Source organism: Streptomyces sp. NPDC055099, from assembly GCF_053607685.1.
Genome location: NZ_JBSGUA010000014.1, coordinates 180,858 through 194,443, shown reverse-complemented (window position 1 = coordinate 194,443; position 13,586 = coordinate 180,858). Strand labels below are relative to the sequence as shown.

12 protein-coding genes are annotated in these 13,586 nt (G+C 70.5%); 9 read left to right on the top strand and 3 right to left on the bottom strand.

The genetic code is table 11. The features are described from left to right. Positions 1-42: 42 nt before the first annotated feature. Complete coding sequence (locus ACWFRU_RS30610; RefSeq protein WP_453691345.1) at positions 43-1,032, bottom strand: EamA family transporter; 990 nt, start codon at positions 1,030-1,032, stop codon at positions 43-45. A 143-nt stretch (positions 1,033-1,175) separates the two neighbouring features. Between ACWFRU_RS30610 and ACWFRU_RS30605 the strand changes: the two genes are divergently transcribed. From ACWFRU_RS30605 to ACWFRU_RS30595, 3 genes are all read left to right on the top strand, one after another. After that, the gene (locus ACWFRU_RS30605; RefSeq protein WP_453691344.1) at positions 1,176-1,721 is read left to right on the top strand and encodes a MarR family winged helix-turn-helix transcriptional regulator; all 546 of its coding nucleotides are present in this window, start codon (positions 1,176-1,178) and stop codon (positions 1,719-1,721) included. Between the two features lie 144 nt (positions 1,722-1,865). Further along, on the top strand, positions 1,866-3,224 hold the full coding sequence (locus tag ACWFRU_RS30600) for a nitrate/nitrite transporter (protein WP_453691343.1): 1,359 nt from the start codon (positions 1,866-1,868) through the stop codon (positions 3,222-3,224). A 131-nt stretch (positions 3,225-3,355) separates the two neighbouring features. Next, positions 3,356-4,519, top strand: a complete 1,164-nt coding sequence (locus ACWFRU_RS30595) for a uroporphyrinogen-III synthase (RefSeq protein WP_453691342.1) — start codon at positions 3,356-3,358, stop codon at positions 4,517-4,519. Here ACWFRU_RS30595 and ACWFRU_RS30590 read toward each other — a convergent pair. Continuing rightward, entirely contained in the window at positions 4,471-5,067 is a 597-nt protein-coding gene (locus tag ACWFRU_RS30590) for an anthrone oxygenase family protein (protein WP_453691341.1), read from the bottom strand. The two genes, ACWFRU_RS30595 and ACWFRU_RS30590, sit on opposite strands and share 49 nt — an antisense overlap. Before the next feature lie 165 nt (positions 5,068-5,232). Here ACWFRU_RS30590 and ACWFRU_RS30585 point away from each other — a divergent pair, with 165 nt between their 5' ends. The 6 genes from ACWFRU_RS30585 (at position 5,233) to ACWFRU_RS30560 (ending at position 12,116) form a co-directional block, all read left to right on the top strand. Next, positions 5,233-5,820, top strand: coding sequence for a CGNR zinc finger domain-containing protein (locus ACWFRU_RS30585; RefSeq protein WP_453691340.1), 588 nt, complete (start codon positions 5,233-5,235; stop codon positions 5,818-5,820). Positions 5,821-5,915: 95 nt separating this feature from the next. Beyond that, positions 5,916-6,500, top strand: a complete 585-nt coding sequence (locus tag ACWFRU_RS30580; RefSeq protein WP_453691339.1) for a sigma-70 family RNA polymerase sigma factor — start codon at positions 5,916-5,918, stop codon at positions 6,498-6,500. Beyond that, on the top strand, positions 6,497-7,297 hold the full coding sequence (locus tag ACWFRU_RS30575; protein WP_453691338.1) for a zf-HC2 domain-containing protein: 801 nt from the start codon (positions 6,497-6,499) through the stop codon (positions 7,295-7,297). The genes ACWFRU_RS30580 and ACWFRU_RS30575 overlap by 4 nt, the downstream gene beginning before the upstream one ends. A gap of 94 nt (positions 7,298-7,391) precedes the next feature. Next, on the top strand, positions 7,392-9,746 hold the full coding sequence (locus tag ACWFRU_RS30570) for a HelD family protein (RefSeq protein ID WP_453691337.1): 2,355 nt from the start codon (positions 7,392-7,394) through the stop codon (positions 9,744-9,746). Positions 9,747-10,105: 359 nt separating this feature from the next. Continuing rightward, positions 10,106-11,539 carry a malic enzyme-like NAD(P)-binding protein gene (locus ACWFRU_RS30565; RefSeq protein WP_453691336.1) on the top strand — a complete coding sequence of 478 codons (1,434 nt, stop codon included), beginning with the start codon at positions 10,106-10,108 and terminating at the stop codon, positions 11,537-11,539. 295 nt (positions 11,540-11,834) lie between these two features. Further along, the gene (locus ACWFRU_RS30560) at positions 11,835-12,116 is read left to right on the top strand and encodes an HU family DNA-binding protein (protein WP_016645140.1); all 282 of its coding nucleotides are present in this window, start codon (positions 11,835-11,837) and stop codon (positions 12,114-12,116) included. A 99-nt stretch (positions 12,117-12,215) separates the two neighbouring features. Here the strand turns inward: ACWFRU_RS30560 and murA are convergent, their stop codons facing one another. Further along, the gene (gene murA / locus ACWFRU_RS30555; protein WP_453691335.1) at positions 12,216-13,556 is read right to left on the bottom strand and encodes a UDP-N-acetylglucosamine 1-carboxyvinyltransferase; all 1,341 of its coding nucleotides are present in this window, start codon (positions 13,554-13,556) and stop codon (positions 12,216-12,218) included. Between the last annotated feature and the right edge of the window lie 30 nt (positions 13,557-13,586).

The following is a 13,586-nucleotide window of genomic DNA, read 5'->3' as shown; positions in this document are numbered from 1 at the left end:
CGTCGTGCGGCCGCTTTTTCGTGTGCGTGGGGGTACGGCAAGTTACCGACTTGGAGTGAACTGCGGGTCCTTGAGCCTTGCGCGTGACTTGGTGCCCCCGCTCTGGCCTAGCAGCACGCTTCCCAGTACCAGCACCAGGCCGCCCACCTGCCAGAGCGTCAGTGTCTGGCCGAGGAGCAGGAGGCCGGCGAGGGTGGCGATCACCGGGTTGGTCAGGCCGAGGAAGGCGACGGACGAGGCCGGGAGGCGTTCGATGCCGCGGAACCACAGGGCGTACGCGATGGCCGTGCCGATCACGCCGAGGTAGACGTACCCGGCGATGTTGGCGCCGGTGAGGTGGCTCGGCAGGCCCTCGGCGATGAGGGCGATGGGGGCCAGAACCAGGCCGCCCGCGGTCAGTTGCCAGCCGGTGAGGGTGAGGAGCGAGACCCCTTCGGGGCGGCCCCAGCGCTTGCTGAGCACCACCGCGAGGGCCATGAGGGTGGTCGCCGTCAGCATCGCCGCGATGCCCGCCGGGTCGACCGCCGCGCTGCCGCGCAGGACCAGCAGGGCGACGCCCGCGACACCCACGAGTCCCGCGACGAGCGTACGAGCGGACGGGCGCACCTTCAGCACGCCGACGCCGAAGCCCGCCACCAGGAGCGGCATGACCGCGCTGACCGTCGATGCCACACCTCCGGGCAGGTGGTACGCGCCGAAGAAGAGGAGCGGGAAGAACGCCCCGAAGTTCAGCAGCCCCAGCACGGCCGCCTTCCACCACCAGTCGCCCCTCGGCAGCCGCCGGGTGATCGCGAGGAGGATCAGCCCGGCGGGCAGCGCGCGCAGGGCCGCGGCGAGCAACGGGCGGTCGGCGGGCAGGAGTTCGGTCGTCGTGACGTACGTGGTGCCCCAGGTCGCCGGACCGATGGCCGCGAGGGCCGCGGCGGCGAGGGCGTAGGTGCGGGGGCCCCGGCCGGGCCGGCGCCGGGTCATCGGGCTGCCGGTCGCGGGTGTCGTGCGTACCGCGTTCGCGCTTGGGCTGGTGGTCGACATGGTGCTCCCCCTCTGTTCCCCTCAACGCTGTTATTCTCAACGTTGAGATAAATATGGACCGAGGGTCTGCGAACGTCAAGTATCTGAACGTTGAGAGATGTTCGGGTCCGACGCCGCCGGTTCTGATCGAGAGGAGCACGTACATGAGCGAGACCGGGCCCGGACCCGAAGTCGCCGCGGACGCCGACGCCATCGACGAGCTGCGTGCCCAGTGGAGGCGCGAGCGGCCCGATCTGGACACCGCCCATCTCGACGCCATGGCCCTGGTGGGCCGCATCAAACGCGCCGATCACCTGCTGAGCAAAGGCATGAAGCGGGTCTTCGTCGAGTACGGCCTGGAGTTCGCGGAGTTCGACGTCCTCGCCACGCTGCGCAGGGTCGGCGCCCCGCACGAGCTGACCGCGGGCGGCCTCCTGAAGAGCGCGATGGTGACATCGGGAGCCATCACCAACCGCCTCGACAAGCTGGAACGCAAGGGCCTGATCGCCCGCCACCCCGATCCCGGCGACCGCAGGGCCATCCGCGTACGCCTCACCGAGGCGGGCCTCGACCTCGTCGACCGTACCGTCGTCGACCACATCACCAACGAGGAGCGCATGCTCGCCGCCCTGACCCCCGAGGACCGCGCGGCCCTCGACGGCGCCCTGCGCCGGCTGCTCGTGTCCCTGGGGGACACACACCTGGGCTAGGCCCCCGGGTGCAGCCCGTTACGTGGAACCCCTCACCGCCTGCCCCGCCCCCACGTGAGAGCAAAGTTCCCCGCCGGTCACCGCGTGCCACAGGGCTGAAACCCGGCCTCCCTACCTTCGGATCATCAGCCGCCGGCTGTGGAGATGCGGAGGTCTGGCATGTGGATCCAACGGTGGGACCCGGAAGACGAGACGTTCTGGGAGGAGGAAGGGGAGCGGGTCGCCCGGCGGAACCTGGTGTTCTCGATCCTCTCGGAGCACATCGGGTTCTCCATCTGGACCCTGTGGTCCGTGATGGTGCTCTTCATGGGGCCCGAGTACGGGATCGATCCCGCCGGGAAGTTCTTCCTCGTGTCCATGGCCACTCTGGTCGGGGCCGTCGCCCGCGTCCCCTACACCTTCGCCGTCGCCCGCTTCGGCGGACGTAACTGGACGATCATCTCGGCGAGCATGCTGCTCGTGCCGACCGTCGCGGCCTTCTCCGTGATGGAGCCCGGCACCTCCTACACCACCTTCATGCTCTGCGCCCTGCTCACCGGCGTCGGCGGCGGCAACTTCGCCTCCTCCATGACCAACATCAACTCCTTCTTCCCGTTGAGGAAGAAGGGGTGGGCTCTTGGGCTCAACGCCGGCGGCGGCAACATCGGCGTGCCCGTCGTGCAGCTCGCCGGGCTCGCGGTCATCGGGGCCGGGGGAGGGCCGCGCGTGCTGCTCGGGATCTACATCCCGCTCATCCTCGTGTCCGCCGTCTGCGCCGCCCTCTTCATGGACAACCTCGCCACCGTGAAGAACGACACCGGGGCCGCGAAGGAAGCCGTACGGGACGCCCACACCTGGATCATGGCCTTCCTGTACGTGGGGACCTTCGGGTCCTTCATCGGGTACAGCTTCGCCTTCGGGCTCGTCCTGCAGACCCAGTTCGGCCGTACGCCGCTCCAGGCCGCCGCGGTCACCTTCATCGGGCCGCTGCTCGGCTCGCTGATCCGGCCCGTCGGCGGGCGGCTCGCCGACCGGTTCGGCGGGGCCCGCATCACGCTGTGGAACTTCGTCGGGATGGGCGCGGCCACCGGCGTCGTCGTCATCGCGTCCATGCGGGAGTCGCTCGCCCTCTTCGTCGCCGCCTTCGTCGTCCTCTTCGTGCTGACGGGGCTCGGGAACGGGTCGACCTACAAGATGATCCCCGGGATCTTCCAGGCCAAGGCCCTCCAGAAGGGGCTCCAGGGAGAGGCCGCCGCGGCTTACGGGCGGCGGCTCTCCGGGGCCTCCATGGGGCTCATCGGCGCCATCGGGGCGCTCGGCGGGCTGGGGATCAACCTCGCCTTCCGGCAGTCCTTCCAGACCGTGGGGTCGGGCACCGGCGCCTTCGTCGCCTTCCTCGTCTTCTACGCCGCCTGCTTCTGCGTCACCTGGGCCGTATACCTTCGCCGCCCGGCGGCCACCCCGGACTCCGGGCAGACCCCGGACGCCGAGGAGAAGCCCCAGCTCACGTACGCGCAGGTCTGACTCAGGGGTGGTCGTAGCCTGGTGTAACACGTACGACATCGTGATGATCCGGGGTTGTCACGGGCCGTTGGCAGGCTCGTCCAACCCCGGATCATCCATCACGCGGTACTAGCGGGACGAAAGCAGCTGCCATGCACGGGACCCCTCCGACCGGTCAACAGGCCGGCCGTCAGAACGCCCCACTCGCCGGATTCACCGTCGGCGTCACCGCCGCGAGGCGCGCCGACGAGCTCGGCGCGCTGCTCCAGCGGCGCGGCGCCACCGTCCTGCACGCGCCCGCACTGCGCATCGTCCCGCTCGCCGACGACAGCGAACTCCTCTCCGCCACCAAGCAACTGATCGACCACGCGCCCGACATCGTGATCGCCACCACCGCGATCGGGTTCCGCGGGTGGATCGAGGCCGCCGACGGCTGGGGCTTCGGCGAGGCGCTGCTGCGATGTCTGCGCGGTGTCGAGCTGCTGGCCCGCGGGCCCAAGGTCAAGGGCGCCATCCGCGCCGCCGGGCTCACCGAGGAGTGGTCGCCCTCCTCCGAGTCCATGGCGGAGGTGCTCGACCGGCTGCTCGACGAAGGCGTCGAGGGCAAGCGCATCGCGCTCCAGCTGCACGGCGAACCGCTGCCCGGCTTCGTCGAGTCGCTGCGCGCCGGGGGAGCGGAGGTCGTCGGCGTGCCCGTCTACCGGTGGCTGCCGCCGGAGGACCTCGCGCCCGTCGACCGGCTCCTCGACGCCACCGTCGCGCGCTCCGTCGACGCGCTGACCTTCACCAGCGCGCCCGCCGCCGCGTCCTTCCTGGCCCGCGCCGAGGACCGGGGCATGTCCGCCGAGCTTTTCGAGGCCCTCCAGCACGACGTCCTGTCCGCCTGTGTGGGCCCGGTCACCGCGCTGCCGCTGCAGGCCCTCGGCATCGAGACGGTGCAGCCCGAACGCTTCCGGCTCGGCCCCCTCGTACAGATCCTCTGCCAGGAACTGCCCTCCCGCGCCCGTACGTTGCCCGTGGCGGGCCACCGCGTCGAGATCCGCGGCCACGCCGTCCTGGTCGACGACGAGCTGCGGCCCGTGCCGCCCGCGGGCATGTCGCTGCTTCGGACGCTCGCGCGGCGCCCGGGGTGGGTCGTCTCCCGCGCCGAACTCCTGCGCGCGCTGCCCGGAGCGGGGCGTGACGAGCACGCCGTGGAGACCGCGATGGCCAGGCTGCGTACGGCACTTGGGGCGCCGAAACTCGTCCAGACGGTGGTCAAGCGCGGCTATCGGCTGGCGCTCGACCCCGCGGCCGGGGCCAAGTACGCCGACTGACGCGCCCTGTTGTCCCGCCCCCGCAGCACCAGGGCCCGTGCCAGCAGCCCGATCGCGACCGTGGAGAGCAGGGCCCGCACCGCGTTCCACGCCAGCCACGGGTCCTCGAACGTCTCGCGTACGGCGGCCGGGTCGGCGATCTTCGCCGGGTCGCCCGCGTCCGCGAGTTCGTCGTTCAGCGGCACGTTCACGGCCGATGTGATCACGAAGGTGACGAGGTAGAGGACGAGCGCCGCGAGGACCCACCGGTACGGGGCCGTGCCGCGCAGTTGCCACGCCGAGACCGCCGTGAAGATCAGCGCGCCGAAGAAACTCGCGAAGAAGACCGGGTTGTCGAACGCGTCGTTCGTGTTCTGCATGACCTCGATGAAGACACGGTCCTCGCTGCGCGCGAGGCCGGGCATGACGCCGCAGGAGAAGATGTAGAAGGTCCCGGCGATCAGGCCCATGGTCACGACGGCCGCCCCCAGGACGGCTCCTGCGGAGCCGCCCCTCCGACCCTGGCCCTGCTCCTGTCCCCGGCTTTTCGTCCCACGCTTGGCTTCCATGGGACCGAGTCAACCGGCCGGGCGGCCGCCGGACCATGGTCCCGAAGCGCGCCCCCATAAGCGCGCGTCTCATCCGCGCCCGGTGGCAGGGGTTCCGCACCCGCCCGCGGCGAGGCACTGTAGGGGGAGCACTCACCGGTAACCCCACAAGGCGGTGACAGGCGCATGGCACTGGGCATGGACCCGGCCACCTACGAGCTGCGATTCGACTCCGGGCGGAGTTCTCTGGACCTCGTGGCGACGAACCATCCCGTGGAACGGCTCGACTCCGTGGACCGGCTGCGTGCCTGGCTCGCGGGCGCCGGGCTCATCCCGGATCGCACCGCCCTGCCGGGGGCAGGCCCGGCCTGGCTCGTGGGCTTCCGCGAACTGCGGCAGAGCATCGGCCAGTTGGTGCTCGCCGAGCTCGAAGGGCGCCCCGCCGAAGCCGCGTTGGGGCGGGTCAACGCCCTCGCCGCGGCAGCGCCCCCGGCCCCGCGCGCCGTCCGGCGCCCCGACGGCAGCCTCGCCCGCACCCTGGACGGCGACCCCGGCTGCGCGGCCCTGCTCGCCGCCGTGGCGCGCGATGCCGTCGACCTGCTCACGGACCCCGTCGCGCGCGCCCTGCTGCGCCAGTGCGAGGGCGACAACTGCCCCATCGTGTACCTGGACACCTCGCGCGGCAGGCGCCGCCGCTGGTGCTCGAGTGAGGTGTGCGGCAACCGTGAACGGGTGGCCAGACACCGGCGGCGGGCGGCGCTCGCGCGGGCCTGATCGAATTTCTTCCACGGCGGCTGAACACAGCCGTCACCGCGTACGTACATCTCCGGTGAGCCAGCCAAGACGAAGAGCGGACACCGGAGGCAAGCGTGCGCAAGGATTCCGCCGTGGCCGATGAGCGCCCGCAGGCACGCCAGCCCCGACATCGTCTGGTCCCCCAACGCAACGGACCCGACGAGGAGTTGATGCGCGCCCTCTACCGCGAGCACGCGGGGCCACTTCTGGCCTATGTGCTCCGCCTGGTGGCGGGCGACCGGCAGCGCGCCGAAGATGTCGTACAGGAAACGCTCATCCGTGCCTGGAAGAACGCCGGTCAGCTCAATCGTGCGACCGGTTCGGTACGCCCCTGGCTGGTGACGGTCGCCCGGCGCATCGTCATCGACGGCCACCGCAGCCGGCAGGCCCGGCCGCAGGAGGTCGATCCGTCGCCGCTGGAGGTCATCCCCGCGGAGGACGAGATCGATAAGGCGCTGTGGCTGATGACTCTCTCGGACGCGCTCGACGACCTGACTCCCGCGCACCGGGAAGTACTTGTCGAAACCTATTTCAAGGGGCGTACGGTCAATGAGGCGGCCGAGACTCTGGGTATACCGAGTGGGACGGTGCGCTCGCGGGTCTTCTACGCGCTGCGTTCGATGAAGCTTGCGCTTGAGGAGCGGGGGGTGACGGCATGAACGAGTCCTACGGACATGACGCGTGGGGGCAGGCTGAAGCGGGCGACGTGCACGAGACCGTCGGCGCCTACGCCCTCGGCATCCTGGACGACGCGGAGGCGACGGCCTTCGAGGCACATCTGGCGGTCTGCGAGTTCTGCGCGCACCAGCTGGAGGAGTTCTCCGGCATGGAACCGATGCTGGCCGCGCTCGCGGACCTCCCCGGCGGACGCGGCGTACCGGCGATCGGCGAGCAGCTCGCCGCGCGGCCGAGCCCGCGCCTGGCGGACCGCCTCGTGGACGAGGTCTCCGTGAAGCGTCAGCAGAAGCGCAGGCGCGGCATGTATCTGGTGGCAGCCGCGGCCGCGCTGATCATCGGCGGGCCGCTCACGGTCCTCGCTGTGAGCGACGACGGCGGGACGACGGACGTGGCGGGCGAACCGCACCCCACGAGCCCCGCCGAGGACGCCTTCTTCAACCACATGGACGAGAAGATCAAGGCCACGGACCCGAAGACCAAGGTCAGCGCCACGGTCGGCACGGAGAAGAAGGCCTGGGGCACGCACGCGGTCCTTGAGCTCAAGAACGTCAAGGGCCCGCTCAAGTGCTCCCTGGTCGCGGTCGGCAAGGACGGCGAGAAGGAGACGGTCACCACCTGGTCCGTCCCGAAATGGGGCTACGGCATCGAGAACAGCCCGAACAAGTGGGCGCGCAGCCCCCTGTACGTCCACGGGGGCGCCGCGATGGACCGGAACGACATCGACCACTTCGAGGTGACCACCTTCGACGGCGACCGTCTGGTGGAGGTCGACGCGTAGGAGAAGTGCACAGGGAGGTCACACAGGGGTCCCCCTTTCGCGTACGGTAGACGGCTGCTCGATTGGGCAGCTGCACGTCCGGAAAGGGGCCTCGGTGGCCGACGTACGCGACCGTGAGATCAGCGTCGAACAAGAACATCTCGACCAGGTCTACCGGCGTCTCGAGGAGAAGATCCACGAGGCCGAGTTCCTCATGACCGACGCGGCCAAGCGCTCCCAGGTCGGCACGCCCGGCGCGCTCGCCGAGCGGGACGCCCAGGTGTTTCGCGCGGGAGTGCATCTCAACCGACTCAACAACGAGTTCGAGGACTTCCTCTTCGGGCGCATCGACCTGCTGCTCGGCAAGGACGGCAAGAAGGGCCCGGACGGCGCGTACACGTCGGTCGAGCCCGCCGAGGACGCCGTCGGCGAGGACAACACGGCCGAGATCGCCGAGACCCTGCACATCGGCCGCATCGGCGTCCTGGACGCGGACTACTCCCCGCTGGTAATCGACTGGCGTGCACCGGCCGCCGCGCCGTTCTACCGCTCGACGCCGGTCGACCCGGGCCGTGTCGTACGCCGCCGGGTCATCCGCTCCAAGGGCCGCAGGGTTCTGGGCGTCGAGGACGACCTGATGCGCCCGGAGCTCAAGGCGACCCTGGACGGGGAGTCGCTGCCGGTCATCGGCGACGGCGCCCTGATGGCGGCGCTCGGCCAGGCCCGCAGCCACACGATGCGGGACATCGTGGCGTCGATCCAGGCCGAGCAGGACATGGTCATCCGGGCGCCCGCCGCCTCGGTGACGTACGTCGAGGGCGGCCCCGGCACCGGCAAGACCGCCGTGGCCCTGCACCGCGCGGCCTACCTCCTCTACCAGGACCGCAGGCGCTACGCGGGCGGCATCCTCATCGTCTCCCCGACCCCGCTCCTCGTGGCCTACACGGAAGGCGTGCTGCCCTCGCTCGGCGAGGAGGGGCAGGTCGCGATCCGCGCGGTGGGAGCGCTGGCCGACGACGCGGCGGGCCCGGCCGAGGCCACCGTCTACGACTCTCCCGCGGTGGCCAGGGTCAAGGGCTCCTCCCGGATGCTGCACGTCCTGCGGAAGGCCGCCAGGGGCGCTCTGGAGGGGGGTACGGGCACGACCGCGAAGCCCGCCTCGCAGGACGGCCAGCTCGCCTTCGGCGACGACGAGCACGACGCGCCCCAGGCCCCCGCCGAGACCCCCACCCGCCTGCGCGTGGTCGCCTTCGGCCGCCGTTTGGAGCTGGAGGCCGACGCGCTGGCCCGCATCCGCCGCAACGCGCTCAGCGGCACGGCTCCCGTCAACCTGCTGCGCCCACGCGCCCGCAAGCTCCTCCTGGACGCCCTGTGGTCCCAGTCGGGCTCCGCGGGCCGGCACAGCGACCCGGAGCTGGCCGCCGAGCTGCGTTCGTCCTTCGACGAGGACATCACCTCCGAGGACGACTTCATCCGCTTCCTCGACGCCTGGTGGCCCGAACTCACCCCGCGCGCCGTGCTCTCCGCGATGGGCGACGAGCGGCGCCTGGGCCGCTGGGCGCGCCGCGTCCTGAACCCGGGCGAGGTCCGCAAGGTCGCCCGTTCCCTCAAGCGCGACGCCCTGTCCGTGCACGACGTGGCGCTCCTCGACGAGCTCCACTCGATCCTCGGTACGCCGCACAGGCCCCGCAAGAAGAAGGATCTCGACCCCCTCGACCTGCTCACCGGGCTCGACGAACTGATGCCGCAGCGCGAGGAGTCCCAGCGCGAGCGCGCCGAGCGGCTCGCCGCGGAGCGCACCGAGTACGCGCACGTCATCGTCGACGAGGCCCAGGACCTGACCCCCATGCAGTGGCGCATGGTCGGCCGCAGGGGTCGGCACGCCACGTGGACGATCGTCGGCGACCCGGCCCAGTCCTCCTGGTCCGACCCGGACGAGGCCGCCGCCGCCCGTGACGAGGCCCTCGGCAGCCGCCCGCGCCGCCGTTTCACCCTCACGGTCAACTACCGCAACCCCGCCGAGATCGCCGATCTCGCGGCCAAGGTGCTCGCGCTCGCGATGCCGGGCTCCGAGTCGCCTTCGGCCGTACGGTCCACCGGGGTGAAGCCCCGCTTCGCGGTCGTACGGGACAAGGACCTCGGCGCGTCGGTGCGCGCGGAGGCCGCGCGGCTGCTCGACCAGGTGGACGGCACCATCGGCGTGGTCGTGGCGATGAACCGACGCGAGCAGGCGGCGCGCTGGCTCGACGGTCTCGGTGACCGCGTCGTGGCGCTGGGCAGCCTGGAGGCCAAGGGCCTGGAGTACGACGCCACGGTCGTCGTCTCCCCGGCGGAGATCGCGGACGAGTCCCCGGCGGGCCTGCGCGTCCTGTACGTGGCGCTGACGCGGGCCACGCAGCAGCTCACGGTGCTTTCCGGCGAGCGCGACGACCCCGACGCGGACGGCGTGCCGGACCTGCTCCGCGAATGACTTCGGAGACTTCTCGTGACGGGAATTGCCTAGCGGGGATCGTTTGTTACCGTTGATGTGGCACCGGCCCGATCCAAGCCCCCGGGCCCAACCATCGTCGCTACGAGCGACCACTTGCCGCGAGGCGAGCATGGCGGGTCGGTGTCATAAGCGTTCGAAGAGGCCTTCGTCACTCGGTGACGGAGGCCTCTTTCGGTTCTCCCCCTACCGACGGCCCGCAACTTCTCGTATGGTGGAAACCAGTTTCCGAAAAGCTGGTGAACGAAAAGTTCGCAATCCGAGGCGGCTACCACGTACTCAGTGGTAGGTGCGACGATCGGACGGCAAGAGCAACACGGTGAAAGCAGAGGAAGTCGGCCATGGCAACGGCGCCCAGCGTCTCCTACTCGAACACGGTCCGGTTGGAGGTGCCCGCGAGCGGCACCGCGGTCTCCCAGATCACCACGGCCGTCGAGTCCCACGGAGGCTCGGTGACCGGCCTCGACGTCACGGCGTCCGGCCATGAGGCACTGAGGATCGACGTCACGATCGCGGCGACCTCCACGACGCACGGCGACGAGATCGTCGCCCAGCTGCGCACCATCGAGGGCGTCACCGTCGGCAAGGTCTCCGACCGTACGTTCCTGATGCACCTCGGCGGCAAGATCGAGATGGCGTCCAAGCACCCCATCCGCAACCGCGACGACCTCTCCATGATCTACACCCCGGGCGTGGCCCGCGTGTGCATGGCGATCGCCGAGAACCCCGAGGACGCGCGCCGCCTCACCATCAAGCGCAACTCCGTTGCGGTCGTAACGGACGGTTCGGCCGTCCTCGGGCTCGGCAACATCGGTCCGAAGGCCGCGCTGCCGGTCATGGAGGGCAAGGCGGCCCTCTTCAAGCGCTTCGCCGGCATCGACGCGTGGCCGCTGTGCCTGGACACCCAGGACACCGACGCGATCGTCGAGATCGTGAAGGCGATCGCACCCGGGTTCGCGGGCATCAACCTGGAGGACATCTCGGCGCCGCGCTGCTTCGAGATCGAGGCCCGCCTGCGCGAGGCGCTGGACATCCCCGTCTTCCACGACGACCAGCACGGCACCGCGATCGTCGTGCTCGCCGCGCTGACCAACGCACTTCGCGTGGTGGGCAAGGGAGTCGGCGACGTACGCGTCGTCATGTCCGGTGCGGGCGCGGCCGGTACGGCCATCCTCAAGCTGCTCATCGCGGCGGGCGTCAAGCACGCCGTCGTCGCCGACATCCACGGCGTCGTGCACGCGGACCGCGAGGACCTCGTGGACGCCGCGCCGGACTCGCCGCTGCGCTGGATCGCCGACAACACCAACCCCGAGGGCGCCCGCGGCACCCTCAAGGAAGCGGTCGTCGGCGCCGACGTCTTCATCGGCGTGTCGGCCCCGAACGTCCTGAACGCCGACGACGTCGCGGCCATGGCCGACGGCGCCATCGTGTTCGCGCTCGCGAATCCGGACCCCGAGGTCGACCCCGCGATCGCCCGTCAGACGGCGGCAGTTGTGGCCACGGGCCGCTCGGACTTCCCGAACCAGATCAACAACGTCCTGGTCTTCCCCGGTGTCTTCCGCGGTCTGCTCGACGCCCAGTCGCGCACCGTCAACACGGAGATGATGCTGGCGGCGGCGGGCGCCCTCGCGGACGTCGTCGCCGAGGACGAGCTCAACCCGAACTACATCATCCCCAGCGTCTTCAACGACAAGGTCGCGGGCGCGGTCGCCGATGCGGTGCGCAGCGCGGCGAAGGCCGCCGGGGTGACTGTGACAGCCGCCACGGCCCAGTAGTACGGCGCGTCGCGGAACGCGGGGCCCTCAAAGGCCCTCTAGGGTGGCGTGGAAGCGCGCCCCCGACTGCCACCTTCCCAGGGGCGGTGAAGCTTTTCGTGTGACCCCAAGGGGCCCGGATTGGCTTTCCCGCCGCAGGTGGGGGCAGGATGCCTTTCTGGGCGCGAGGGTCCGGATGACGGACCCGGGTCCGGGGCCTGACCGAGGACCCTGGCAGCATCGGCTTCGCTGTGCCCATCATGCGGCCCCGCCGCGTGGCACGCCTCAACGGCAAGAAGAACACGGGAGTACAAACATGAACCGCAGTGAGCTGGTGGCCGCGCTGGCCGACCGCGCCGAGGTGACCCGCAAGGACGCCGACGCCGTGCTGGCGGCGTTCGCCGAGACCGTCGGCGAGATCGTTGCCAAGGGCGACGAGAAGGTCACCATCCCCGGCTTCCTGACCTTCGAGCGCACCCACCGTGCCGCTCGCACCGCCCGGAACCCGCAGACCGGCGAGCCGATCAACATCCCGGCCGGCTACAGCGTCAAGGTTTCGGCGGGCTCCAAGCTCAAGGAAGCGGCCAAGGGCAAGTAGCCTGAAGCAGCGATAGAAGGGGCGGCCACCCGGTTGGGTGGCCGCCCCTTCTGCGTGCCGTCTCAAAGATGGCCTCAATCGCCGGCCGGGCTGGATCTGCTACAGCGTCGCCCGCCCCGGCAGCTCGACCTTCGCGCCGAGTTCCACGAGCTTGTCCATGAAGTTCTCGTAGCCGCGGTTGATCAGGTCGATGCCGTGCACGCGGGACGTGCCCTGGGCCGCCAGAGCGGCGATCAGGTACGAGAAGCCGCCGCGCAGGTCGGGGATGACCAGATCGGCCCCCTGGAGCTTCGTGGGGCCGCTCACGACCGCCGAGTGGAGGAAGTTGCGCTGCCCGAAGCGGCAGTCGGAGCCGCCGAGGCACTCGCGGTAGAGCTGGATGTGTGCGCCCATCTGGTTGAGCGCGGAGGTGAAGCCGAGCCGCGACTCGTACACCGTCTCGTGCACGATCGACAGACCGGCGGCCTGCGTCAGCGCGACGACCAGCGGCTGCTGCCAGTCCGTCTGGAAGCCGGGGTGCACGTCCGTCTCCAGGGCGATCGCGTTGAGCGAGCCGCCCGGGTGCCAGAAGCGGATGCCCTCGTCGTCGATCTCGAAGGCACCGCCCACCTTCCGGTAGGTGTTCAGGAACGTCATCATCGAGCGCTGCTGGGCGCCGCGGACGTAGATGTTGCCTTCGGTCGCCAGGGCCGCGGAAGCCCAGGAGGCGGCCTCCAGGCGGTCCGAGAGGGCGTGGTGGTTGTAGCCGCCCAGGCTGTCGACACCCGTGACCCTTATGGTCCGGTCGGTGTCCATCGCGATGATCGCGCCCATCTTCTGCAGCACGCAGATGAGGTCCTCGATCTCGGGCTCGACGGCGGCGTTCGAGAGCTCGGTGACGCCTTCCGCGAGAACCGCGGTCAGCAGGACCTGCTCGGTGGCGCCGACGGACGGGTACGGCAGCTTGATCTTCGTGCCGCGCAGCCGCTGCGGGGCCTCCAGGTACTGGCCGCCCTCGCGCTTCTCGATGGTCGCGCCGAACTGGCGGAGCACCTCGAAGTGGAAGTCGATGGGTCGGCCGCCGATGTCGCAGCCGCCGAGGCCGGGGATGAAGGCGTGGCCGAGGCGGTGCAGGAGCGGCCCGCAGAAGAGGATCGGGATGCGCGACGACCCGGCGTGGGCGTCGATGTCCGCGACGTTGGCACTCTCCACGTGCGAGGGGTCCATGACCAGCTCGCCCGGCTCCTCACCGGGGCGGACCGTGACGCCATGCAGCTGCAGGAGTCCGCGTACGACGCGGACGTCGCGGATGTCGGGGACATTGCGCAGCCTGCTCGGAGCGCTGCCGAGCAGCGCGGCGACCATGGCCTTGGGCACGAGGTTCTTCGCGCCGCGGACACGGATCTCGCCCTCCAGCGGGGTTCCGCCGTGGACAAGCAGTACATCGTCGGTGACGGTCATGAATCTCGCGTTCCGATTGGATGGACGGGT

Bases quoted from the DNA above. Each gene is read 5' to 3' on its own strand.
- ACWFRU_RS30610 (WP_453691345.1), bottom strand. From the start codon at position 1,032: ATGTCGACCACCAGCCCAAGCGCGAACGCGGTACGCACGACACCCGCG.
- ACWFRU_RS30605 (WP_453691344.1), top strand. From the start codon at position 1,176: ATGAGCGAGACCGGGCCCGGACCCGAAGTCGCCGCGGACGCCGACGCC.
- ACWFRU_RS30600 (WP_453691343.1), top strand. From the start codon at position 1,866: ATGCGGAGGTCTGGCATGTGGATCCAACGGTGGGACCCGGAAGACGAG.
- ACWFRU_RS30595 (WP_453691342.1), top strand. From the start codon at position 3,356: ATGCACGGGACCCCTCCGACCGGTCAACAGGCCGGCCGTCAGAACGCC.
- ACWFRU_RS30590 (WP_453691341.1), bottom strand. From the start codon at position 5,067: ATGGAAGCCAAGCGTGGGACGAAAAGCCGGGGACAGGAGCAGGGCCAG.
- ACWFRU_RS30585 (WP_453691340.1), top strand. From the start codon at position 5,233: ATGGCACTGGGCATGGACCCGGCCACCTACGAGCTGCGATTCGACTCC.
- ACWFRU_RS30575 (WP_453691338.1), top strand. From the start codon at position 6,497: ATGAACGAGTCCTACGGACATGACGCGTGGGGGCAGGCTGAAGCGGGC.
- ACWFRU_RS30565 (WP_453691336.1), top strand. From the start codon at position 10,106: ATGGCAACGGCGCCCAGCGTCTCCTACTCGAACACGGTCCGGTTGGAG.
- ACWFRU_RS30560 (WP_016645140.1), top strand. From the start codon at position 11,835: ATGAACCGCAGTGAGCTGGTGGCCGCGCTGGCCGACCGCGCCGAGGTG.
- murA (WP_453691335.1), bottom strand. From the start codon at position 13,556: ATGACCGTCACCGACGATGTACTGCTTGTCCACGGCGGAACCCCGCTG.